Source organism: Neomesorhizobium albiziae, assembly GCF_900114255.1.
Lineage (GTDB): Bacteria > Pseudomonadota > Alphaproteobacteria > Rhizobiales > Rhizobiaceae > Neomesorhizobium > Neomesorhizobium albiziae.
Window position 1 is genome coordinate 23,691 of sequence record NZ_FOSL01000013.1, and the last position, 21,202, is coordinate 44,892.

Below are 21,202 nucleotides of genomic sequence, written 5' to 3' on the forward strand. Positions count from 1 at the left end.
CGCCTACCAAAACGGGTATGCTGCCGGTCATGAAACGCAATTCCTTGAACGATACGGCCCGATAGTCTAGACGGACCGATCACATTCAAACTGAGACCGGCCTTCGCCCGGAGAAATGCTCCCACATGGATCGCATCCGCATCGTCGGCGGCAATGAACTGACCGGCAGAATACCGATTTCGGGCGCCAAGAACGCCGCCCTCCCGCTGATGATCGCGTCGCTCCTGACCGACGACACACTGACGCTCGAAAACGTGCCGCACCTGGCCGACGTGGAACAGCTCATCCGCATCCTCGGCAACCACGGCGTCGACTATTCGGTGAACGGCCGTCGTGAAAAGCAGCAGGAAGGCTACGCGCGCACCATCAATTTCACCGCGCGCAGCATCGTCGACACCACCGCGCCCTACGAGCTCGTCTCGAAGATGCGGGCGAGCTTCTGGGTGATTGGACCGCTCCTGGCGCGCATGGGCGTGGCCCGCGTCTCGCTGCCCGGCGGCTGCGCCATCGGCACGCGGCCGGTCGACCTGTTCATCGAGGGACTGCAGGTACTCGGCGCCGAAATCGACATCGACAGCGGCTACATCAACGCCAAGGCGCCCAATGGCCGCCTCGTCGGCAACCGCTACGTGTTCCCGAAAGTCTCGGTCGGCGCCACCCATGTGATGATGATGGCGGCGAGCCTTGCAAAGGGCGAGACGGTGCTGGAAAACGCCGCGCGCGAGCCGGAAATCGTCAATCTCGCCGACTGCCTCAACGCGATGGGCGCAAAAATCAGCGGCGCCGGCACATCGACCATCACCATCGATGGCGTCGATTCGCTGTCGGGGGCTCGCCATGCGGTCATTCCGGATCGCATCGAGACGGGCACCTACGCCATGGCGGTGGCGATGACCGGCGGCGACGTGACACTGGAGAATGCACGCCCCGATCTCCTGCAGGGCGCGCTCGACATCATCGCGCAGACCGGAGCAGAAATCATCCCGGTCAACTCCGGTATCCGGGTGAAGCGCAACGGCGCCGGCATTTCGCCGGTAGACGTCACGACCGAACCCTTCCCCGGCTTCCCGACCGACCTGCAGGCGCAGTTCATGGGCCTGATGACCATGGCCAAGGGCAAATCGCGCATCACCGAGACCATTTTCGAAAACCGCTTCATGCATGTGCAGGAACTCGCCCGCCTGGGCGCCCACATCACGCTCGCCGGGCAAACGGCGATCGTCGACGGCGTCACAAAGCTGAAGGGGGCGCCCGTCATGGCGACCGACCTTCGCGCCTCGGTGTCGCTGGTCATTGCCGGCCTCGCCGCCGAAGGCGAAACGACGGTCAACCGCGTCTACCATCTCGACCGCGGCTTCGAGCGGCTGGAAGAAAAGCTGTCCGGCTGCGGCGCCACCATCGAACGCATCTCCGGCTGATCGAAATCCGGCACGAGCAGTTCCGGTTCTTTCAGAACCGGTAACTCGCTCTAACTATTTGTTTTGCCGCATTTATGCGACGCCAAATGTTTCCTCTTGGCTGCAAAATGCTCTATCGGTTGCACCGCACCCAAAGACCGCCTAACAAGGCCGGAAATGCAACGCTCCGGACAAGGCGCCGATATTCCATGGACCAGCTCAAGCTTGTCGCCCTCGACGAACAAGATCTGAATATCATCTCGGCGCATGTCCAGGACGCTGTGATGAAGATCGGCGACCTGGAATTCCTGCCGCGAGCCAAGCGCTTCGTGGTTCCTATGAACCGTTTTGCCTGGGAGGCGGTTTCGGGCGTCCTGCGCAAGCGTGGCGAAAGACGCCAGAGCGTGCTGCATTTCGACCGGGTGCTTTCGGCCAAAACGGCGGGGATGGACCGCGACAAGCCAGCCGACATCCTGTCCCTGCTGGCGATCCGGTTTGCCGAGGCGGAGACACCGGCCGGCGCCATCGAGCTCGACTTTTCCGGCGGCGCCACCGTCCGCCTTGAGGTCGAGTGCATCGAGGCCCGCCTCGCCGATCTGGGCGCCGCCTGGGAAGCCTCCTCGCTGCCTTCCCACAAGGTGTGACCATGGCGATATTCTTGCGGCAGTCAGACCCGGATTTCGAACGCCAGTTCCAGGAATTTCTCGGCACCAAGCGCGAAGCCTCGCCGGAAGTCGACGCAACCGTCCGGCAGATCATCGCCGACGTGCGCCAGCGCGGCGACGCGGCATTGAAGGAGCTGACGCTCAAATTCGACCGCGCCGACCTCGACCGGATCGGCATGGCGGTGACGCCGGCAGAGATTGCCGCCGCCTATGAGGGCGCCGACCAAGAAACCGTGGCGGCCCTGAGATTCGCGCGCGACCGCATCCATGCGCATCACGCGCGGCAGATGCCGAAGGACGACCGCTACGTCGACCCGATCGGCGTCGAACTAGGCTCGCGCTGGACAGCGGTCGAGGCGGTAGGGCTTTACGTGCCGGGCGGGCTCGCCAGCTATCCGAGTTCGGTGCTGATGAATGCGGTGCCGGCAAAGGTCGCCGGCGTCGAGCGCATGGTGATGGTGGTGCCGCCGACCGGCGGCGGCATCGACCCGCTGGTGCTGATCGCCGCCGACATCGCCGGCATCACCGAGATCTACCGCGTCGGCGGCGCCCAGGCGATCGCCGCCCTTGCCTACGGAACCGAAACGATCCGCCCGGTGTCGAAGATCGTCGGCCCCGGCAACGCCTATGTCGCCGCCGCTAAGCGCCAGGTATTCGGCGCCGTTGGCATCGACATGATCGCCGGGCCGTCGGAGGTGCTGGTGGTCGCCGACAATGGCAACGATCCGGAATGGCTGGCCGCCGACCTTCTGGCGCAAGCCGAACATGGCATGGGGGCGCAGTCGATCCTCATCAGCGACGATGCGGATTTCGCCCGCCTGGTGGAAGCCGCGGTCGAGCGCCAATTGAAGAGCCTGCCCAAGGGAGAGCTCGCCGCGGAAAGCTGGCGCGACTTCGGCGCACTCATCGTCGTCGATTCGCTCGACGACGCCTTGCCGCTGGTCGACCGGATCGCCGCCGAGCATGTCGAACTCGCCTTCGACGATGCCGAAGCCTTCTTCGGCAGGATGCGCAACGCCGGCGCGGTGTTCATCGGCCGTCACACACCGGAGGTGATCGGCGATTATGTCGGCGGCTCCAACCACGTCTTGCCGACTGCCCGTTCGGCGCGTTTTTCTTCCGGCCTCTCCGTGCTTGATTTCGTCAAGCGCACGTCCGTGCTGAAGCTCGGGCCCGAACAGTTGCGCCAGTTGGCCCCGGCGGCGATCGCGCTCGCCAAGGCGGAAGGGCTCGAGGCGCACGGACGCTCCGTCGCGATCCGGCTGAATATGTAGGCGGCGATGGCGAAGAGCGGCTCCGACCATGCAAAACTGATCGACGTCCAGCTGGACGAATCGATCGGCCGGTCGACGCCCGACGTCGAGCACGAGCGCGCCGTCGCCATCTTCGACCTGATCGAGGAAAACAGCTTCGCCCCGGTCAACGACGCGGGTAGCGGCCCCTACCGGCTTAAACTGTCGCTGATCGATGCCCGCCTGGTGTTTGCCATCTCGCGCGAGAACGGCGAGGACGTGGTGACGCACATCCTGTCGCTCACCCCCTTTCGGCGCATCGTGAAGGACTATTTCATGATCTGCGAAAGCTATTACGACGCCATCCGGTCCTCGACGCCGAGCCATATCGAGGCGATCGACATGGGACGGCGCGGCCTCCACAACGAAGGCTCGCAGACGCTGATGGACCGGCTCGCCGGCAAGGTCGAGATCGACTTCGACACCGCGCGCCGCCTGTTCACGCTGGTCTACGTCCTGCACTGGCGCGGCTGAGCTGAATGGCGGACGGCCGGGAGCAGCCCCAGGCGGAAATACCGAGATCGGTGCTGTTCATGTGCGGCATGAACGCGGTGCGCTCTCCTATGGCCGAAATCCTGGCGCGGCAGGTGCTTCCAGCCACCACCTTCGTTGCTTCGGCGGGTGTGCGGGCGGGCGAACGCGACCCGTTCGTCGATGCTGTTCTGGCCGAGGAAGGGCTGTCGCTCGACAGCCGGCAGCCAAGGACCATCGACGACCTGGAAGACAATTATTTCGACCTGGTCGTGACTCTGGCGCCGGAAGCGCACCACGCCGCACTGGAACTGACGCGCGCGATGGCAGTCGATGTCGAATATTGGCCGACAGCGGACCCGACCACCGCCACCGGAACGCGCGAGCAAATCATGGCGGCCTACCGCGACGTGCGCGAACGGCTGAAAGCGCGCATAGGCAAGCGATTCGGCCTGTAAATAGAGGCAGGACAACCGAAGAATAAGCGTGTTCACAAAGAACACATAATCATATAGGTTCCGCGCCAATTCCGGCACGAGAGCCGGAGAGACAATCCAAACAAAGGTATCGAATGCCGAAGGAAGAAGTCCTAGAATTTCCGGGTATCGTGACGGAGCTGCTGCCCAACGCGATGTTCCGGGTAAAACTCGAAAATGAACACGAAATCATCGCCCATACGGCCGGTCGCATGCGCAAGAACCGTATCCGCGTTCTCACCGGCGACAAGGTTCTCGTCGAAATGACGCCATACGACCTATCCAAGGGCCGTATCACCTACCGCTTCAAGTAGGCGGCCGCGCTCGCTGCCGACAGGATCCATCGACCGCCATGAGTGTCCTCCAGAAGCTGGTGCTTGCCTCAGGGTCGCCGCGCCGGATCGAACTACTGCAGCAGGCCGGCATCGAGCCGGAGCGGCTTTTCCCTGCCGACATCGACGAAACGCCGCTGAAGGCCGAGCATCCGCGTTCGCTTGCCAAGAGGCTCTCGCGAGGTAAGGCCGAAAAAGCCTTCGAGGCGCTGAAAACCGATGCCGAGGCAGCAGGATCGTTTGTTCTTGCTGCCGATACGGTGGTGGCGGTGGGACGCCGTATCCTGCCCAAGGCGGAAATGATCGACGAGGCGTCCAACTGCCTGCGCCTTTTGTCGGGACGCTCGCACCGCGTCTATTCGGGCATCTGCCTGGTGACGCCGGCCGGCAAGGTGCGCCAGAAGCTGGTGGAGACGCGTGTGCGTTTCAAGCGCCTGTCGCGCGACGAGATGGAAGCCTATCTCGCGTCGGGCGAATGGCGCGGCAAGGCTGGCGGATACGCCGTGCAGGGACTTGCCGGCGCGTTCGTGGTCAAGCTTGTCGGTTCCTATACCAATGTGGTGGGGCTGCCGCTCTACGAAACCGTCGGCCTTCTGACCGGCGAGGGTTTCGCTGTGCATTTCAACTGGCTTTCCGGCGCGAAAACCTGACCTATCTTCCGGCAAAACCATAATCTGCTTCGGAAACGGTTCCCCGTCTTCCGGGTCATGGCCTGGATATCCAGCAATGAAGCAATCCGCGAAAGTCACGCCCCTTCGCCCGAAGCACCCTTGCCCGATCTGCGGCAAGGCTTCGGTGCGCGACATCTACCCGTTCTGTTCGGCCCGCTGCAAGGACATCGACCTCAACCGCTGGCTCTCCGGCAGTTATGCGATACCGGTGCGTGACGACGAAGAAGAGATCGACGGCGGCTCCAAGCGCGACAGCAATCCGGCAAACTAGAAGCCATGCCTGGAGTCCGGGCTTGGCTGGTATATCTTCAGGGCTTTGCGCCGCCGGCGGCTGGCCGCCGGTTTTCGCTCTCCAGCAATTTTTTCATTCAAAAATAAACACTTAGGGTAGAAAATTGCCTCCGCGTTGTGCCATCCCGCCATCACAGTGAGGTGCGCGCATTTTGCCACGGCGATTCCGTCACCAAAATGGGTGGAGGTGGCTGGACAGCCCGGATTCTCGTGCTATAACCCACGCGCTTTCGGGCGGTGGCGCAGCGCCGCTGCAGGTCGGGATACCAACCCGAGCGTTCGAAAGACGGTATGCCCAGATAGCTCAGTTGGTAGAGCAGCGGACTGAAAATCCGCGTGTCGGTGGTTCGAATCCGCCTCTGGGCACCATCTTCTTCTATCTCACGCCAGTTCGCTTCGCTCACGGCTCCGATGGGGCGGCCTGAACGGCCGACGGGCAGTCGCCCTTGCGAACCCTTCGAGTTCGAATATGCGCCGCTCAGGCGCACCAAATTTTACACTAAATGAAACTTCAAACCGCCCGAAACCAGAGCGAACTGCTGGCGCAGCCCGGCTGGCGCGGCCGGCGTCAAACGGTCAGGAATTTCCGGACGTCGGGCCTATCGAGATCCGAAGCCGGCCCGGTGTGCACGATCTGGCCGCGGTCCATGATGTTGACCTCGTCGGCGAGTTCGCGGCAAAAATCGAGATACTGTTCGACAAGAAGCACGGCGATCCCGGCGGTGTCGCGCAAATAGCGTATGGCGCGGCCGATATCCTTGATGATCGACGGCTGGATGCCTTCGGTCGGCTCGTCGAGCACCAAAAGCTTCGGCCGCATCACCAACGCGCGCCCGATGGCCAACTGTTGCTGCTGGCCGCCGGAAAGATCGCCGCCGCGTCGGCCAAGCATCTGCTTTAGCACCGGAAACAGCTCGAACACATGCGGCGGCACATTGCGGTCGACGCGCTTGAGCGGCGCAAACCCGGACTCCAGGTTTTCGCGCACCGTCAGCAGCGGAAATATCTCGCGGCCCTGCGGTACGAATGCGATGCCCGACCGGGCGCGATCATACGCCGCGCTCCGGTCGAGCGCCTTCCCCTCGAAGGCTATGCTTCCCGATGTCAGCCGATGATGGCCGGCGATCGATTTCATCAAACTGGTTTTGCCCACGCCGTTGCGACCGAGCACGCAGGTGATCTTCGCCGCATCCGCCTTGAGCGACACGCCGCGCAGCGCCTGGGCCGCGCCATAGTGGAGGGTGGCGTCGGTCACCTCAAGCATGGCTGGCAATCCTGAAACCTGGTCCCCCTGCACCCCCGGGGACGGGGGTGGCCGACCTTCTGGCAGGCCAGAGGGGGTTCGTGAAAACTCTGATTGCGCGCGTGAACCGGGCGAACAGGCGCCCTGCCCCGCCCGAGGCGGCCGCCTCCACCTGAAATCTGTTCAAATCCACACGCCACCACATGCCTAGCGCCCCAGATAGACTTCAACGACGCGCTCGTCGGCTGACACGAAATCCAGCGTACCTTCCGACAGCACCGAGCCTTCATGCAAACAGGTGACCTTGACGCCGAGCTCGCGAACAAAATGCATGTCGTGTTCGACCACGATGACCGAATGCTCGCGGGCGATGTCCTTGAGAAGCCGCGCCGTTTCTTCGGTCTCGGCGTCGGTCATGCCGGCTACCGGCTCGTCGACCAGCAGAAGCTTCGGGTCTTGCGCCAGAAGCATGCCGATCTCCAGCCATTGCTTCTGGCCGTGCGAAAGGTTTGCCGCGAGATCGCCCCGCCGGTCGCCCAGCCGCGTGATGCCCAGGATGTCATCGATGCGGCAGTTTTCTTCAGCCGAGCGGCGATGGAAAAGTGCCGGAAAGATCGAGCGCGGCCCTTTGAGTGAAAGCAGAAGGTTGTCCTCCACCGAATGGCTTTCGAAGACGGTCGGCTTCTGGAACTTGCGGCCGATACCCATCATGGCAATCTCCGCCTCGTCGTGGCGGGTGAGATCGATGTCGCCGTCGAAAAAGACCTCGCCGCTGTCTGGCCGTGTCTTGCCCGTGACGATGTCCATCATCGTCGTCTTGCCGGCACCGTTGGGTCCGATGATGGCGCGCATCTCGCCGCGATCGAGCACCAGAGAAAGGTCGTTGATCGCGCGGAACCCGTCGAAAGAGACCGACACGCCGTCGAGGTAAAGGATGGTGTTTCCCCGGCTCATCGTTCACTCCGCCGGTTGTGGTTCTGGTAAGCCCGGCTCGTCTTTCCAGCCGCTGACCTTGTCGGACGAGACCCGAACGATCGCGGGCGGTTCCGCCGGCGGCGGCGATGCTTCCGCCGAAGCGGCATGGCGGACCTTCGTGTAGCTCCGCCACTGATCCCACATGCCGACGATGCCTTTCGGCAGGAACAGCGTGACTGCAACGAACAGGCCACCGAGCGCGAAGAGCCAGAGTTCCGGCAAGGCACCCGTGAACCAGCTCTTGCCGGTGTTCACGAGGATGGCCCCTATGATGGGACCGACAATGGTGCCGCGACCGCCGATGGCCGTCCAGATGACAACCTCGATCGAATTGGCGGGGTCGAACTCGCCCGGGTTGATGATGCCGACCTGCGGCACGTAAAGCGCGCCGGCGATGCCCGCCATCACCGCCGAGACCGTAAAGGCAAAGAGCTTCACGTTCTCAGCCCGCCAGCCGAGGAAGCGGGTGCGGCTTTCGGCGTCGCGCACGGCCATCAGCAGCTTGCCGTATTTGGAGCCGACGATCCGCCAGGTGACGAAGACTGCAAGCGCCAGCGCCAGCGCGGTCGCGGCAAACAGCGCGGAGCGCGTGCTGCTCGCCTGCACGTTGAAGCCCAGAATGTCCTTGAAATCGGTGAGGCCGTTGTTGCCGCCAAACCCCATGTCGTTTCGGAAGAAGGCAAGCAGCAGCGCATAGGTCATCGCCTGGGTGATGATCGAGAGATAAACGCCGGTGACCCTGGAGCGGAAGGCGAACCAGCCGAAGACGAAGGCCAGCAGTCCAGGCACCAGCATCACCATCAGGGCGGCGAACCAGAATTGGTCGAAACCGTACCAGAACCACGGCAGTTCCTTCCAGTTGAGGAACACCATGAAATCCGGCAACAGCGGGTTGCCGTAGACGCCGCGGTCTCCGATCTGCCGCATCAGATACATGCCCATGGCATAGCCGCCGAGCGCGAAGAAAGCTCCATGGCCGAGCGAAAGGATGCCGCAATAGCCCCACACCAGATCGAGCGCCAAGGCGAGCAGCGCATAGCAGAGATATTTGCCGGTGAGCGCCACGATGTAGCTCGGCAAATGCAGGCCGCTTGTGGGCGGCACGGCCAGGTTCAGGATGGGCACGATCACCGCCGCTGCCAGCAGCAAGAGGATGGCGATCAGGATGCGGCGATCCGCGCCCGCGGCGAAAAAGCGGCCCGTAATCATGCAAAGGCCCCGATCATGCTTCCACCGCCCTGCCCTTGAGCGCGAACAGGCCGCGCGGGCGCTTCTGGATGAACAGAATGATGAGCACCAGCACCAGGATTTTACCCAGCACGGCGCCGGCATAGGGTTCGAGGAACTTGTTGAGGATGCCGAGCGAGAAGGCGCCGACCAGTGTGCCCCAGAGATTGCCGACGCCGCCGAACACCACGACCATGAAGCTGTCGATGATGTAGCCCTGGCCGAGATTGGGCGACACGTTGTCGATCTGGCTGAGCGCCACCCCGGCAATGCCGGCGATACCCGAACCCAAAGCGAATGTCAGCGCATCGACCCATGGCGTGCGTATCCCCATCGACGAGGCCATGCGCCGGTTCTGGGTAACGGCGCGCATCTGCAAGCCCCACGGCGTGCGTTTCATCACGTAGAGCAGGATGGCGAAAACCCCGAGCGAGAAGACGACGATCCACAGCCGGTTCCAGGTGATCGCCAACTGACCGATTTCGAAACCGCCTGACATCCAGGATGGATTACCGACCTCGCGGTTGGTAGGGCCGAAGATGGTGCGCACCGCCTGCTGCAGGATCAGCGATACGCCCCAGGTGGCGAGCAGCGTTTCCAGCGGGCGGCCGTAGAGGAAGCGGATGATGCCGCGCTCGATGGCCAGTCCGACCGCACCAGCAACCAGGAAGGCGAGCGGCAGTGCGATCGCCAGCGACCAGTCGAACAAGCCGGGAAAGGAGGTACGGATGACGTTCTGCACGACGAAGGTGGTGTAGGCGCCGAGCATCACCATCTCGCCATGGGCCATGTTGATGACGCCCATGACGCCGAACGTGATGGCGAGGCCGATCGCCGCGAGCAGCAGCACCGATCCCAGCGAGACACCGTACCAGACGTTTTGCGCGGCATTCCAGATGGCGAGTGTTCCGGTGATGCCAGCGATGGCGCCTTCGGTGGCTTCTTTGACGGCGCCGTCTTCGGCGCCTGTTGCAAAGGCGGTGAGCAACGAAAGCGCATCGCGATCACCGCGCGCCTTGAGCACTGAGATGGCAGCGAGCTTTTCGCTTGCCGGCAGGTCGGAGACGAGGACGGCGGAGGCGCGGGCCTGCTCGAGCTGCTTTTTGACGCTGGCGACCGCCTCGTTGAGGATCGCCGCATCGAGCGCCTCGATGGTTGCCGCATTGGGCGTCTTGAACATAGTGCGCGCGGCGGCAAGGCGGGCGGCGGGATCGGCGGAACTCAGCGTCAGTCCACCCAGGGCATCGCGGATGGTTCGCCGCAGCGTGTTGTTGACCTTGATCTTGGTAACCTCGGCTTTGGCGGCTTCGCCTGCGCCGTCGCCGTTCAATGGATCGGCGAGCAGGATGGCCTGGCCTTGCTCCTTGCCGATGAAGACGCTCGCGTCGGCCTTGCGGAAATAGAGTTCGCCGTTTGAGAGCGCGGTCAGCGAGCGCTCGACCGACGGATCCCCGGTTGCGGCCAGTTCCCCCACGATTTGTACAGTTGCCTGGAAGTTTTTGGCTGTAGCGAATTTGGCGATGATGGTCCGCAGCGCAGCTTCGTCGGCCTGGGCTGGTGGAGAGAAATGGAAGATCAACGCCATGGCGAAGAAAAGGATGGCGAAGACATCCCTCCATGTTGTCGACCAGTGTTCGACCGAACGCCCGTCACTCGAGGAGGCGATGCGGGACAGACGTGGGCAATTTGGAACGGATTTGTTCATGTCGTTTGGTTGTCGCTCAAACAAGGCTTCCGGGCGGATGGGAGAGAAATCGGCCCGGAAGCTGCGCGGTATGACGCGTTACTCAGCCACGGCTCAGTTGATGCCCTTGCCGCCGCATTTGCCGGTGGCGACGTTGAAGTTTCCGCACGACAGCGGCGCCCGCCAGTCGGCGATCAGATCCTTCGAGTCCGGCAAATAGTCGGACCATTCGTCGCCAACCACGAGGCCCGAGGTCTGCCAGACAGTCTCCATCTGGCCGTCAGCCTGGATCTCGCCGATCAGCACCGGCTTGGTGATGTGGTGGTTGGGCATCATGGTCGAGAAGCCGCCCGACAGGTTGGGCACCGAGACGCCGATGATGGAATCGATCACCGCGTCGGCATCGGTGGCGCCGGCTTTCTCGACTGCCTTCACCCACATGTTGAAGCCGATGACATGGGCTTCCATCGGGTCGTTGGTGACGCGCTTCGGGTTCTTGGTGTATTCCTGCCACTTGGCGATGAAGTCGGTGTTTTCCGGCGTGTCGACCGACTGGAAGTAATTCCAGGCGGTCAGGTGGCCGACCAGCGGAGCGGTGTCGAGACCGGCGAGTTCTTCCTCGCCCACCGAGAAGGCGACGACCGGAATGTCCTCGGCCTTGATCCCCTGGTTGCCGAGCTCCTTGTAGAACGGCACGTTTGCGTCGCCGTTGATGGTCGAGACGACAGCCGTCTTCTTGCCGGCGGAACCGAAATTCTTGATGTCGGTAACGATGGTCTGCCAGTCGGAATGACCGAACGGCGTGTAGTTGACCATGATGTCTTCCTTGGCCACGCCCTTCGATTCGAGATAGGCCTGCAGGATTTTGTTGGTGGTCTGCGGATAGACATAGTCGGTGCCAGCGAGCACCCAGCGCTCCACGGATCCTCCGTCCTCGCTCATAAGATACTCGACCGCGGGAATGGCCTGCTGGTTGGGGGCAGCACCTGTGTAGAAGACATTGCGCTGGCTTTCCTCACCTTCATACTGGACGGGGTAGAAAAGCAGCGAGTTGAGTTCGTCAAACACCGGCAGAACGGATTTGCGCGACACCGACGTCCAGCAGCCGAAAACCGCAGCCACCTTGTCCTTTTCGATCAGCTCGCGCGCCTTCTCGGCAAACAGGGGCCAGTCCGAGGCGGGGTCGACGACGACGGCCTCGAGCTTCTTGCCGAGCAGGCCGCCTTTCTTGTTCTGCTCGTCGATCAGGAACAGCATCGTGTCCTTGAGCGTGGTTTCCGAAATCGCCATCGTCCCCGAAAGCGAGTGGAGGATGCCGACCTTGATTGTCTCTTCCTGAGCGATCGCTGGGGCGGAGAAGCTCATGCTTGCCGTGATCGCCGCGGCTGCCATGAAATTCGTGTATGTCGAGAAATTACCCCTCATGGTGGACACCTCCGAACAGGGTTGCTGCAATGCAATACGCAAAGCAACCACCGTGCCAGTTGGAGAAGCGCCGCCCACAGCCGTTTCTATTGGAGCGTTATCAAGCGTTTATGCCCTGTGGCCTATTGGTCGGCGGTCAACCATGCCAAAGCCCATATGCCGTTTCTTTGCGCAGAATGAAATGACCGTCTAAAAAATAGGCACTCTCATTAATCGCGCCCTATGCGGCCGACATCCGTGTCTGGCGGAGCAGATCGACAGAACGAGTCTCGGAAACGATACGACCCCACGGTGATGGCTGGGTCGAAGGATAGAATGGTTGTGCAGCGCAGCACACTTTCCCACTTGTTTGTTTAGTGATTTGTGCTTTTACTAAACAAAACTACTAAACATCGCTTGATGCGGGTTTGAGCCCCTGAGGAGAGGGGTTGGAGTTTTGAGGCCGTCAATCCGATGGCCTCGCTAATGGGAGGAAGGCATGAAATCGACGTTGAAAATGTCGGTCGGCCTGGCTGCGGGGTTACTCGCCTCGTCCGCCATGACGAGCGTTTCGCAGGCCGAAGATCTGACGCTCTGCTGGGCCGCGTGGGACCCGGCGAACGCCCTGGTCGAACTGTCGAAGGACTTCACCGCGCAGACCGGCATCGGCATGAAATTCGAGTTCGTCCCGTGGACCAACTATGCGGATCGGTTCCTCAACGAACTCAACTCCAAAGGCAAACTCTGCGACCTTATCATCGGTGACAGCCAGTGGATCGGCGGCTCTGCGGAAAACGGCCACTACGTCAAGCTCAACGATTTCTTCGACAAGGAAGGAATCAAGATGAGCGACTTCGTCGACGCGACCGTCGTCGGCTATTCGCAATGGCCGAAGGGCACGCCGAACTACTGGGCGCTGCCGGCGATGGGCGACGTGGTTGGCTGGACCTATCGCAAGGACTGGTTCTCGAATCCCGAGCTGCAGAAGGAATTCAAGGAGAAGTACGGCTGGGATCTGGACGCCCCCAAGACCTTCGACCAGTTGAAGCAGGTCGCCGAATTCTTCCAGAACCGCGAGATCGACGGCAAGAAGGTTTACGGCGCCTCGATCTACACAGAGCGCGGCTCCGAAGGCGTCACCATGGGCGCCATGGACGTGCTCTACTCCTATGGCTTCAAGTACGAGAACCCGGACAAGCCCTACGATATGGAAGGCTTCGTAAACTCCGAGAAATCGGTGAAGGGCCTCGAATTCTACAAGTCTCTCTACGACTGCTGCACGCCTCCCGGCGCCTCGAACAGCTACATGGGCGAAGGCGTGGACGCCTTCAAATCCGGCCAGGTGGCGATGCACATGAACTTCGCCTTCACATGGCCCGGCCTGCAGAAGGACGAGGCGGTCGGCGGCGAGAAGGTCGGCTTCTTCGCCAACCCGGCGGGACCGGACGGCGAGCAGTTCGCCCAACTCGGCGGCCAGGGCATCTCGGTGGTGTCCTATTCCGACAAGCAGGAATCGGCGCTGAAGTACATCAAATGGTTTGCCGACAAGGATGTGCAGGCCAAGTGGTGGTCGCTCGGCGGCTTCTCCTGCCTCAAGGCTGTTGTCGAAGACCCCAAGTTCCCGGAAAGCCAGCCCTACGCCAAGACCTTCCTGGACTCCATGGCGATCGTGAAGGATTTCTGGGCGGAGCCGAGCTATGCCTCGCTGCTGCAGGCCTCGCAGAAACGGTTCCATGACTACGTGGTGGCCGGACAAGGCACCGCCAAAGACGCGCTGGACGGCCTCGTGGCCGACTGGACCGAAATTTACCAGGACGACGGCAAGATGTAGCCGTCGCGCCTCCCAAGCCCGCCCCGCGCCATGTAGAGTGGCGCGGGGCGGAGATGCCTGAACATGCAAGATTTGCCCAGCGGAAAATCTGTCGTGACGGACACTACCACGTCGATATTGGATCGGGCGGCGGAAGCTGCCGTGCGGGCGACGCCAGGCACCCTGGCCAGGCGCATACGCGGTCTGTCCGACCGGATGGTTGCCTGGATATTCATCGCGCCGACGATCGTGCTGTTGCTCGCGATCAATATCTTTCCACTGATCTGGGCGATCCAGCTTTCGTTCACCAACTACCGGGCGAACCGCCCGAACGAGCCGATCAAGAACATTGGTCTGTCCAACTATTCGCGCATCCTGACCGACACGGACACCTGGATCGCCATGCAGGCGACCGCGCATTTCGTGTTCTGGACGATCCTTCTTCAGACGTTGATCGGCTTCACGCTCGCCTATCTTATCGACCGGAAGTTCCGCGGCCACGCCTTCTGGACGACCATTATCCTGGTTCCGATGATGCTGTCGCCGGCGGTCGTGGGCAACTTCTGGCGCTTCCTCTATGAGCCACAGATCGGGCTCTTCACCTACATCATCTCGTTCTTCACCGGCATACCGCCGACAGACATACTGATGCTTTCCTCGGTGAAGCTGGCGCCGTGGGCCATCATCATCGTCGACACCTGGATGTGGACGCCTTACGTGATGCTGATCTGCCTTGCCGGCCTGCGCTCCATTCCCGACTACATCTATGAAGCGGCAGAGGTCGACCGTGCTTCCAACTGGCGGCAGTTCTGGTCGATCACGCTGCCGATGGCGCTGCCCTTCATCATGCTCGCGGTTCTCTTCCGCGGCATCGAGAACTTCAAAATGTTCGACATGGTGAACTTGCTCACCGGCGGCGGACCGGGCTCGACCACCGAAGTCGCGTCGATCACGCTGAAACGCGAGGCTTTCGAAAAGTGGCGCACCGGCTTTTCGTCGGCGTTCGCCATCATCCTCTTCGTCGCCGTTTTCGGGCTCGCCAATATCTACGTCAAAGTTCTGAACAGGGTGAAAAGCCGATGAGCGCCACCGCCCATTCAGTCGTCGAGCCGAGCACGGCATCGAAGCGCGTCGCTGCAACGCTGGTCGTCGTCTATGCGCTGATCTCGATGATCCCGCTGCTCTGGATATTCGCCACGAGCTTCAAGACGCCGCCCGATTCGATCGCCTATCCGCCGAAGGTGCTCTTCACGCCGTCAATCGAAGGGTATTGCAACCTGTTCACGACGCGCACCCGCCAGACGCCGGAATACATTAGCTCGCTGCCGCCGGCGACTTCGTTCTGCGACGAGACAACGCGCAAGCGCAACATGGTGATTGCCGGGCCCTCAAACTTCCTGCCTCGCTTCGTCAACTCATTGGTCATCGCCTTCGGCTCGACATTCTGTGCGGTGTTCCTCGGCACACTTGCCGCCTATGGCTTCTCGCGCTTCCGCGTGCCTTTGGCCGACGATCTCCTGTTTTTCATCCTGTCGACGCGCTTCATGCCGCCGATCGCCGTGGCGATCCCGATCTACCTGATGTACCGCGAGTTCGGCCTCTCCGACACCGCGCTCGGCATGATCCTGCTCTACACGGCAGTCAACGTGTCGCTGGCGGTGTGGCTGCTCAAGGGCTTCATCGACGAGATCCCCAAGGAATACGAGGAAGCCGCAATGATCGATGGCTACACGCGGCTTCAGGCTTTCCGCAAGGTTGTGCTGCCGCAAGCAACCACCGGCATCGCGGCGACGGCTATCTTTTGCCTGATCTTCGCCTGGAACGAATACGCCTTTGCTTCGCTGCTCACCTCCGGCACGGCGCAGACCGCCCCACCCTTCATCCCCACCATCATCGGTGAAGGCGGACAGGACTGGCCGGCCGTGGCTGCCGGAACAACGGTGTTCCTGGTGCCGATCCTCGTCTTCACCATCCTGCTCAGGAAACAGCTCCTGCGCGGCATCACATTCGGGGCGGTGCGCAAATGAGCGCGGCGACGGCAAAGAAGCGGCGCTCCAACTGGCCGGTCTGGCTGCGTCGCGGGCTTTTGGAAAACATCGCGACGGCGATCATCGGCACCGGCTTCCTGATGCTGTTTCAGCCCTTCGCATTGACACTCTACACCTGGTCGTTCGTCACGATGCTTTTCGGCACCGCGATGTTCATCGTCGTCTCGAAGTTCCCGGAGTAGGCGATGGCCGAGATTCGCGTCCAAAACCTGAGGAAGGAATTCGGAGCGTTCGTGGCGGTCGAGGATTCGAACTTCGTCGTCAATGACGGCGAGTTCTTCGTCATGCTCGGGCCGTCCGGCTGCGGCAAGACGACGACGCTCAGAATGATCGCCGGGCTGGAGTTGCCGACCGGGGGACAGATCCGGCTCGGCGGCGAAGATGTGACGATGCTGCGAGCCCGCGAGCGCGACATCGCTTTCGTCTTCCAGCTCTTCGCGCTCTATCCGCACATGAATGTGCGCAAGAACATGGGTTTTCCCTTGCTCGCCCAAGGCATGCCGAAGGCCGAGATCAAACAGCGGGTCGAGGAGACGGCGAAGCTGTTGCGCATCGACCATCTGCTCGATCGGCCGGTGTCGGGGCTTGCCGGGGGCGACCGCCAGCGCGTAGCGCTCGGCCGCGCCATCGTGAGACGGCCGAAATGCTTCCTGATGGACGAGCCGCTCGGCACGCTCGACGCGGAATTCCGCGACCTAATGGTCCACGAACTGCGCGAACTGCACAACCGAATCCACGCAACCACGGTCTATGTCACGCATGACCAGATGGAAGCGATGTCGATGGCCGACAAGATCGCGGTCATGAATCACGGCCTGATCGAGCAGTTCGGCACGCCCAAGGAGATCTACGACCATCCAGCGACAATGTTCGTCGCCGATTTCATCGGCTCGCCGCCGATGAATTTCTTGAAATTCGGCGGCGGATTGCAGAAAGGCGCCAAGGAGATCGTCGTCCAGGGGGCAAGCATCGCAGTACCGGAAATCCGCGAGGATTTCGCGCCGGCCGACTTCGCGCTCGGGGTCAGGCCGGAGCACATCCGTTTCGACGACGCCTCGAAACTTCGCGGCGCCATCTACGGCACCGAATATCTCGGCACCACGCAGATCGTCGCCGTCGAAACTGCCGACGGTATGCTGAAGGCGCGTGTTCCGGCCGACATCGAGCTGCGCATGGGAGAGCCGGTCGGGCTTTCCTTCAACGCCCAGCGCCTGTCGCTCTTCGAACAGGCGTCCGGGCGCGCCATCGCCACAAGTGCGAGAGTACGCGCAGGGGAAAGAGCAACGCATGGCTGACGTTTCCCTGCGCAATGTGTCGAAGGCCTTCGGTGACACCGAGGCCATCAAGGACCTGACGCTGAGCATATCGGATGGCGAGTTCGTGGTGCTACTCGGGCCGACCGGTGCGGGAAAGACGACGCTGCTTCGCCTCGTCGCCGGGCTGGAAAGGCCCGACAGCGGCTCCATCGTGATCGATGGGCGCGACGTCACCAAGCTCGAACCGGCCTGGCGCGACGTCGCCTTCGTGTTCCAGCAATACTCGCTTTATCCGCACCTGACCGTTGCCGAGAACCTTGCCTTCCCGTTGCGTTCGCCGGCGCGCAAGTTGACGGAGGACGAGATCAGGATGCGCGTCGCCGAGGTGGCGAAGTTGGTGCGCATCGACCACAAGCTGGGCAACAAGTCGACGCGGCTTTCCGGCGGCGAGATGCAGCGCGTGGCGATCGGCCGCGCGCTGGTGCGAAAGCCCGCCATCTACCTGATGGACGAGCCGCTCTCCTCGCTCGACGCCAAGCTGCGTGGCGACCTGAGGCTTGAGCTGAAGCGTATCCAGGCCGAGCTGGGCGCGACCATGCTCTACGTCACCCACGACCAGATAGAGGCGATGACGATGGCCGACCGGATCGGCATCCTCGCAGAGGGTCGGCTGGTGCAGATGGGAACACCGAGGGAGATCTACACGGAACCAGCGAATCTGCATGTTGCCGCCCGCCTCGGCCAACCGGCCATCAACCTGCTGCCAGCCGACCTGATTGCGGACGCAGCCGCTCCCACCGGTACGAAAACCATTGGAGCGCGCACCGAGCATCTGACAATCCGCAGGGCCGAAAATGGCCATGCCCACGGGACAGTTGACTGGGTCGAGCATTTGGGCGACCAGAACCACCTGCATCTGACAGTCGGGAATCGCAAGCTGGTGACGTTGACCGACCCGGACTCCCTGTTCAAAAAAGGCGACCGCGTCACCATCCAGCTAAGGGCGCCACTCTATTTCGACGGCGCAGGCAACAGGATTGCGGGATGACGATGGATGCCACGGCCATGAGCAAGATTGATCTTCCGGCGCTGATCGATGCGGTTGCCGACACGATCTCGGAGCATGCTGACGAACTGACGGCTCTCGATCAGGCGATCGGCGACGGTGACCATGGTCTCAACATGAAGCGCGGCTTCGAGGCTGTACGCGCCGAATCCGCCGCTCTGGCGGGTCAACCCCTGCCCGAGGTGCTCAGGGCCATCGGCACCAAGCTGGTGATGACGGTAGGTGGCGCGTCCGGACCATTGTTTGGGACACTGTTCATGAGCATCGGCAAGGAGCTGCCAACTGAACCCAGCCGGGCGGACCTCGCTGCAGCGTTGGCGAAGGCGATCTCCGCGGTTGCCGCGCGCGGCAAATCGCAGGCGGGGCAGAAGACCATGCTCGACGTGCTTTATCCGGTGCAGGCTGCCGTCGCGGCTGGCAAATCCCCTGGCGACGTGGCCGATGTTGCCGATGGCGCCGCCGAGGCAACCAAGCCCCTCAAGGCGATACGCGGCCGCGCATCGTTCCTGGGTGACCGCTCGATCGGGCATGTCGACCCCGGTGCGCGCTCTTCGGCGCTGATCGTGCGGGCGGTCGCGAAAGTCATGGAGCACAGCGCATGAAGAATGTCGGCATAGTGATCGTATCGCATTCACCCAAGGTCGCCGAAGGCACGGCTGACATGGTGCGCCAGATGGTTGGCGAGGAGGTGCCGCTTGCGTGGTGCGGCGGCAATCCCGACGGCGGGCTCGGCACCCAGGTCGGTGCAATCATGGAGGCTATCGACAGGGCATGGTCCGAAGCCGGTGTTGCCGTGCTCGTGGATCTCGGCGGCGCCGAGACAAATAGTGAAATGGCGATCGAGATGATAGGCGGGCCGCGGGCGAGCCGCATCGTGATATGCAATGCCCCAATCGTTGAAGGCGCAGTGATGGCTGCGACGGAGGCATCGGGCGGGGCTTCGCTCAAGGAAGTCGTGGCGACGGCGCATGAGCTCGCGCCGGCGTGATGAACGGGAACATATGATGTCGGCGACAGCAATGGCACAGGTTGAAATCACCCACGCGGTCGGGCTCCACGCCCGCCCTTCGGTGAAGTTCACCAAACTGGCAAAGACGTTTACCGCCAACATCGAGCTGGCGCTTGCCGCCGAAGGGCCGTGGATCGACGCAAAAAGCATCGTAAAGGTGATGGCAGCAAGGGCTCCCATGGGCACGGTGCTGCACTTGCGTGCAAGTGGCGAAGGCGCTGAAAGCGCTGTCACGGCTTTGGTCGCGCTGGTCGAGCGCGATTTCGACGAAGCCGCCGAGGGCGAAGCCCATGTCCGGACCGCTTAGGCTGACCGGGACACCCGCTTCAGGAGGCTATGCGGAAGGCCCGATCTTCTGCATGGACAACGACGCAGCCAGCTATCTTTCAAAGGGTTCGGACGCAGCGGAAGCAGCGGCGCTGAAGACTGCGATTGCAGCGGCGTCCGAACAGCTCGCCGCTCTTGCGGCCACCACGACCGGCGAAGCCACCGACATGCTGGAGTTTCAGCTTGCCATGCTTGCCGACGATTCGCTCTCGGCCGCGGCCTTCGATGCAATCAAGGCGGGGACGCCGGCGGACAAGGCATGGTCCGCCGCGCTGGCCGGTGAGATCGCCGGCTACGAGGCTGCCGAAGACGAGTATTTCCGGGCGCGGGCGGCCGACCTCAAGGATATCCTCCAGCAGGTTCTCGATGTTCTGACGTCCGCCGGAAACCGGGCTCCGCCGCCGGGTGCGATCCTGTTCGGCGAAGACATAACACCGACGCGTTTCCTGGCGACGGACTGGTCTGCCGGCGGCGGCATCGCGCTGGCGAAGGGCAGTTCGGCAAGCCATGTGGCGATGCTGGCGCGCTCACGCGGCGTGCCGATGATAGTCGGGCTCGGCAGCGCAGCCAGGGAGATCGCCGGCCTTGCGCTGCTCGACGCCGAACACGGCGGCATCGTGCTCCAACCGACCTCGGGCGACATCGAAACCTTCCGCAAGTTCTCGACCGCCTATGGCGAGCGTTCGCGTCGCGCCGAAGAGGGCGTGATGAAGCCGGCGATGACAAAAAACGGCGTGCCGGTACGCGTTCTCATCAACGTTGCCGATCCCGTGGACCTCGACCGCATCGACATCAAGAGTTGCGACGGCGTCGGCCTGATGCGCACCGAGTTCCTGTTCAGCAAGGTGACTGGCCTGCCTGATGAAGAGGCGCAGTATCGCGCCTACCGCAAGGTGCTCGAATGGGCCGCGGACAAGCCTGTCACGATCCGCACCATCGATGCCGGCGGCGACAAGCCGGTGCCGGGCTTCACCGTCGAGGAAGGCAATCCGTTTCTCGGCTTGAGAGGCATTCGTTTGGCCCTCGCGCGTCCGGATGTTTTCTCTGCCCAGGCGCGCGCGCTGCTCAGGGCGGCGGTCCACGGCAATCTGAAGGTGATGTTCCCAATGGTCGCTGTGCATGAGGAATATGCGCGCGCCACGGCACTGTTTGCCGAAGAGGCGAAGAAACTTGCAGCGGCCGGCGAACCCTATGCAATGCCGCCGCTCGGCATCATGGTAGAGGTTCCGTCTGTGGCGATTGCCCCGGAACTCTTTTCCGATGTCGCCTTCTTCTCCATCGGTTCGAACGATTTGACGCAGTATGTGATGGCCGCGGCGCGCGACAACACGGCTGTGGCAACGCTCAATTCCGCAACGCATCCCGCAGTGCTCCGGTTGATCGCCGACGTTACGGAATTTGGCCGGCAGCACCACATTCCAGTCAGTCTCTGCGGCGACGCAGGCGGCGACGCGGCCGCGATACCGCTCCTGCTCAAGGCAGGCCTGCGCGACGTATCCGTGGTCCCCGCGCAACTGGCGCTCGCCAAGGCCGCGATTGCCGGCGTCACGGTGTAGAG

Annotated in this window: 24 protein-coding genes and 1 tRNA gene; 20 read left to right on the top strand and 5 right to left on the bottom strand. The window is 62.4% G+C overall.

Translation table 11 applies throughout. From position 1 onward, the window contains the following. Positions 1-125: 125 nt before the first annotated feature. The 9 genes from murA (at position 126) to F3H98_RS19300 (ending at position 5,964) form a co-directional block, all read left to right on the top strand. Entirely contained in the window at positions 126-1,418 is a 1,293-nt protein-coding gene (gene murA / locus F3H98_RS19260; RefSeq protein ID WP_149761972.1) for a UDP-N-acetylglucosamine 1-carboxyvinyltransferase, read from the top strand. Between the two features lie 188 nt (positions 1,419-1,606). Beyond that, positions 1,607-2,041 carry a DUF2948 family protein gene (locus tag F3H98_RS19265; RefSeq protein WP_149761973.1) on the top strand — a complete coding sequence of 145 codons (435 nt, stop codon included), beginning with the start codon at positions 1,607-1,609 and terminating at the stop codon, positions 2,039-2,041. A 2-nt stretch (positions 2,042-2,043) separates the two neighbouring features. Continuing rightward, positions 2,044-3,336 (top strand): histidinol dehydrogenase, encoded by a 1,293-nt coding sequence (gene hisD, locus F3H98_RS19270; RefSeq protein ID WP_149761974.1) that lies wholly within the window; start codon positions 2,044-2,046, stop codon positions 3,334-3,336. Positions 3,337-3,342: 6 nt separating this feature from the next. Next, entirely contained in the window at positions 3,343-3,828 is a 486-nt protein-coding gene (locus tag F3H98_RS19275) for a UPF0262 family protein (RefSeq protein WP_149761975.1), read from the top strand. Positions 3,829-3,833: 5 nt separating this feature from the next. Then, positions 3,834-4,283, top strand: a complete 450-nt coding sequence (locus tag F3H98_RS19280) for an arsenate-mycothiol transferase ArsC (protein ID WP_149761976.1) — start codon at positions 3,834-3,836, stop codon at positions 4,281-4,283. A 113-nt stretch (positions 4,284-4,396) separates the two neighbouring features. Next, a complete protein-coding gene (gene infA / locus F3H98_RS19285; RefSeq protein ID WP_149761977.1) occupies positions 4,397-4,615 on the top strand; it encodes a translation initiation factor IF-1 in 219 nt (72 codons plus the stop codon). Positions 4,616-4,653: 38 nt separating this feature from the next. Beyond that, positions 4,654-5,283 (top strand): Maf-like protein, encoded by a 630-nt coding sequence (locus F3H98_RS19290; protein ID WP_149761978.1) that lies wholly within the window; start codon positions 4,654-4,656, stop codon positions 5,281-5,283. 76 nt (positions 5,284-5,359) lie between these two features. Next, the gene (yacG, locus tag F3H98_RS19295) at positions 5,360-5,575 is read left to right on the top strand and encodes a DNA gyrase inhibitor YacG (protein WP_149761979.1); all 216 of its coding nucleotides are present in this window, start codon (positions 5,360-5,362) and stop codon (positions 5,573-5,575) included. 313 nt (positions 5,576-5,888) lie between these two features. After that, positions 5,889-5,964, top strand: a tRNA-Phe gene (locus tag F3H98_RS19300). Between the two features lie 199 nt (positions 5,965-6,163). Here the strand turns inward: F3H98_RS19300 and urtE are convergent. The 5 genes from urtE to urtA form a co-directional block, all read right to left on the bottom strand. Further along, a complete protein-coding gene (gene urtE / locus F3H98_RS19305; RefSeq protein ID WP_149761980.1) occupies positions 6,164-6,859 on the bottom strand; it encodes an urea ABC transporter ATP-binding subunit UrtE in 696 nt (231 codons plus the stop codon). A gap of 186 nt (positions 6,860-7,045) precedes the next feature. Further along, a complete protein-coding gene (gene urtD, locus F3H98_RS19310) occupies positions 7,046-7,792 on the bottom strand; it encodes an urea ABC transporter ATP-binding protein UrtD (protein WP_149761981.1) in 747 nt (248 codons plus the stop codon). 3 nt (positions 7,793-7,795) lie between these two features. Continuing rightward, on the bottom strand, positions 7,796-9,022 hold the full coding sequence (urtC, locus tag F3H98_RS19315) for an urea ABC transporter permease subunit UrtC (protein WP_149761982.1): 1,227 nt from the start codon (positions 9,020-9,022) through the stop codon (positions 7,796-7,798). A 13-nt stretch (positions 9,023-9,035) separates the two neighbouring features. After that, the gene (gene urtB / locus F3H98_RS19320; RefSeq protein WP_149762083.1) at positions 9,036-10,625 is read right to left on the bottom strand and encodes an urea ABC transporter permease subunit UrtB; all 1,590 of its coding nucleotides are present in this window, start codon (positions 10,623-10,625) and stop codon (positions 9,036-9,038) included. Between the two features lie 213 nt (positions 10,626-10,838). After that, positions 10,839-12,116: an urea ABC transporter substrate-binding protein gene (gene urtA / locus F3H98_RS19325; protein WP_244621800.1), complete on the bottom strand. Its 1,278-nt coding sequence runs from the start codon at positions 12,114-12,116 to the stop codon at positions 10,839-10,841. Here urtA and F3H98_RS31150 point away from each other — a divergent pair. The 11 genes from F3H98_RS31150 to ptsP all read left to right on the top strand — a co-directional run bounded on the left by F3H98_RS31150 (position 12,088) and on the right by ptsP (position 21,200). Beyond that, a complete protein-coding gene (locus F3H98_RS31150) occupies positions 12,088-12,342 on the top strand; it encodes a hypothetical protein (protein WP_188130480.1) in 255 nt (84 codons plus the stop codon). The genes urtA and F3H98_RS31150 overlap by 29 nt on opposite strands. 285 nt (positions 12,343-12,627) lie before the next feature. Then, positions 12,628-13,959, top strand: a complete 1,332-nt coding sequence (locus F3H98_RS19330; protein ID WP_149761984.1) for an ABC transporter substrate-binding protein — start codon at positions 12,628-12,630, stop codon at positions 13,957-13,959. A 63-nt stretch (positions 13,960-14,022) separates the two neighbouring features. Then, entirely contained in the window at positions 14,023-15,021 is a 999-nt protein-coding gene (locus tag F3H98_RS19335) for a carbohydrate ABC transporter permease (protein ID WP_425294857.1), read from the top strand. Next, on the top strand, positions 15,018-15,965 hold the full coding sequence (locus tag F3H98_RS19340) for a carbohydrate ABC transporter permease (protein WP_149761985.1): 948 nt from the start codon (positions 15,018-15,020) through the stop codon (positions 15,963-15,965). The genes F3H98_RS19335 and F3H98_RS19340 overlap by 4 nt, the downstream gene beginning before the upstream one ends. Further along, entirely contained in the window at positions 15,962-16,168 is a 207-nt protein-coding gene (locus F3H98_RS19345; protein WP_149761986.1) for a hypothetical protein, read from the top strand. The genes F3H98_RS19340 and F3H98_RS19345 overlap by 4 nt, the downstream gene beginning before the upstream one ends. Positions 16,169-16,171: 3 nt before the next feature. Further along, complete coding sequence (locus F3H98_RS19350) at positions 16,172-17,281, top strand: ABC transporter ATP-binding protein (protein WP_149761987.1); 1,110 nt, start codon at positions 16,172-16,174, stop codon at positions 17,279-17,281. After that, positions 17,274-18,290 (top strand): ABC transporter ATP-binding protein, encoded by a 1,017-nt coding sequence (locus tag F3H98_RS19355; RefSeq protein WP_149761988.1) that lies wholly within the window; start codon positions 17,274-17,276, stop codon positions 18,288-18,290. The genes F3H98_RS19350 and F3H98_RS19355 overlap by 8 nt, the downstream gene beginning before the upstream one ends. A 17-nt stretch (positions 18,291-18,307) precedes the next feature. Next, positions 18,308-18,910 (top strand): dihydroxyacetone kinase subunit DhaL, encoded by a 603-nt coding sequence (dhaL, locus tag F3H98_RS19360; RefSeq protein ID WP_149761989.1) that lies wholly within the window; start codon positions 18,308-18,310, stop codon positions 18,908-18,910. Then, the gene (gene dhaM / locus F3H98_RS19365; RefSeq protein ID WP_149761990.1) at positions 18,907-19,296 is read left to right on the top strand and encodes a dihydroxyacetone kinase phosphoryl donor subunit DhaM; all 390 of its coding nucleotides are present in this window, start codon (positions 18,907-18,909) and stop codon (positions 19,294-19,296) included. Before dhaL ends, dhaM begins: the two co-directional genes overlap by 4 nt. Positions 19,297-19,312: 16 nt before the next feature. Further along, on the top strand, positions 19,313-19,624 hold the full coding sequence (locus F3H98_RS19370) for an HPr family phosphocarrier protein (RefSeq protein WP_149762085.1): 312 nt from the start codon (positions 19,313-19,315) through the stop codon (positions 19,622-19,624). Then, positions 19,608-21,200, top strand: a complete 1,593-nt coding sequence (gene ptsP, locus F3H98_RS19375) for a phosphoenolpyruvate--protein phosphotransferase (protein ID WP_149761991.1) — start codon at positions 19,608-19,610, stop codon at positions 21,198-21,200. Before F3H98_RS19370 ends, ptsP begins: the two co-directional genes overlap by 17 nt. Positions 21,201-21,202: the final 2 nt, after the last annotated feature.

Bases quoted from the DNA above. Each gene is read 5' to 3' on its own strand.
- murA (WP_149761972.1), top strand. From the start codon at position 126: ATGGATCGCATCCGCATCGTCGGCGGCAATGAACTGACCGGCAGAATA.
- F3H98_RS19265 (WP_149761973.1), top strand. From the start codon at position 1,607: ATGGACCAGCTCAAGCTTGTCGCCCTCGACGAACAAGATCTGAATATC.
- hisD (WP_149761974.1), top strand. From the start codon at position 2,044: ATGGCGATATTCTTGCGGCAGTCAGACCCGGATTTCGAACGCCAGTTC.
- F3H98_RS19275 (WP_149761975.1), top strand. From the start codon at position 3,343: ATGGCGAAGAGCGGCTCCGACCATGCAAAACTGATCGACGTCCAGCTG.
- F3H98_RS19280 (WP_149761976.1), top strand. From the start codon at position 3,834: ATGGCGGACGGCCGGGAGCAGCCCCAGGCGGAAATACCGAGATCGGTG.
- infA (WP_149761977.1), top strand. From the start codon at position 4,397: ATGCCGAAGGAAGAAGTCCTAGAATTTCCGGGTATCGTGACGGAGCTG.
- F3H98_RS19290 (WP_149761978.1), top strand. From the start codon at position 4,654: ATGAGTGTCCTCCAGAAGCTGGTGCTTGCCTCAGGGTCGCCGCGCCGG.
- yacG (WP_149761979.1), top strand. From the start codon at position 5,360: ATGAAGCAATCCGCGAAAGTCACGCCCCTTCGCCCGAAGCACCCTTGC.
- urtE (WP_149761980.1), bottom strand. From the start codon at position 6,859: ATGCTTGAGGTGACCGACGCCACCCTCCACTATGGCGCGGCCCAGGCG.
- urtD (WP_149761981.1), bottom strand. From the start codon at position 7,792: ATGAGCCGGGGAAACACCATCCTTTACCTCGACGGCGTGTCGGTCTCT.
- urtC (WP_149761982.1), bottom strand. From the start codon at position 9,022: ATGATTACGGGCCGCTTTTTCGCCGCGGGCGCGGATCGCCGCATCCTG.
- urtB (WP_149762083.1), bottom strand. From the start codon at position 10,625: ATGGCGTTGATCTTCCATTTCTCTCCACCAGCCCAGGCCGACGAAGCT.
- F3H98_RS31150 (WP_188130480.1), top strand. From the start codon at position 12,088: ATGCTTGCCGTGATCGCCGCGGCTGCCATGAAATTCGTGTATGTCGAG.
- urtA (WP_244621800.1), bottom strand. From the start codon at position 12,116: ATGGCAGCCGCGGCGATCACGGCAAGCATGAGCTTCTCCGCCCCAGCG.
- F3H98_RS19330 (WP_149761984.1), top strand. From the start codon at position 12,628: ATGAAATCGACGTTGAAAATGTCGGTCGGCCTGGCTGCGGGGTTACTC.
- F3H98_RS19335 (WP_425294857.1), top strand. From the start codon at position 14,023: ATGCAAGATTTGCCCAGCGGAAAATCTGTCGTGACGGACACTACCACG.
- F3H98_RS19340 (WP_149761985.1), top strand. From the start codon at position 15,018: ATGAGCGCCACCGCCCATTCAGTCGTCGAGCCGAGCACGGCATCGAAG.
- F3H98_RS19345 (WP_149761986.1), top strand. From the start codon at position 15,962: ATGAGCGCGGCGACGGCAAAGAAGCGGCGCTCCAACTGGCCGGTCTGG.
- F3H98_RS19350 (WP_149761987.1), top strand. From the start codon at position 16,172: ATGGCCGAGATTCGCGTCCAAAACCTGAGGAAGGAATTCGGAGCGTTC.
- F3H98_RS19355 (WP_149761988.1), top strand. From the start codon at position 17,274: ATGGCTGACGTTTCCCTGCGCAATGTGTCGAAGGCCTTCGGTGACACC.
- dhaL (WP_149761989.1), top strand. From the start codon at position 18,308: ATGAGCAAGATTGATCTTCCGGCGCTGATCGATGCGGTTGCCGACACG.
- dhaM (WP_149761990.1), top strand. From the start codon at position 18,907: ATGAAGAATGTCGGCATAGTGATCGTATCGCATTCACCCAAGGTCGCC.
- F3H98_RS19370 (WP_149762085.1), top strand. From the start codon at position 19,313: ATGTCGGCGACAGCAATGGCACAGGTTGAAATCACCCACGCGGTCGGG.
- ptsP (WP_149761991.1), top strand. From the start codon at position 19,608: ATGTCCGGACCGCTTAGGCTGACCGGGACACCCGCTTCAGGAGGCTAT.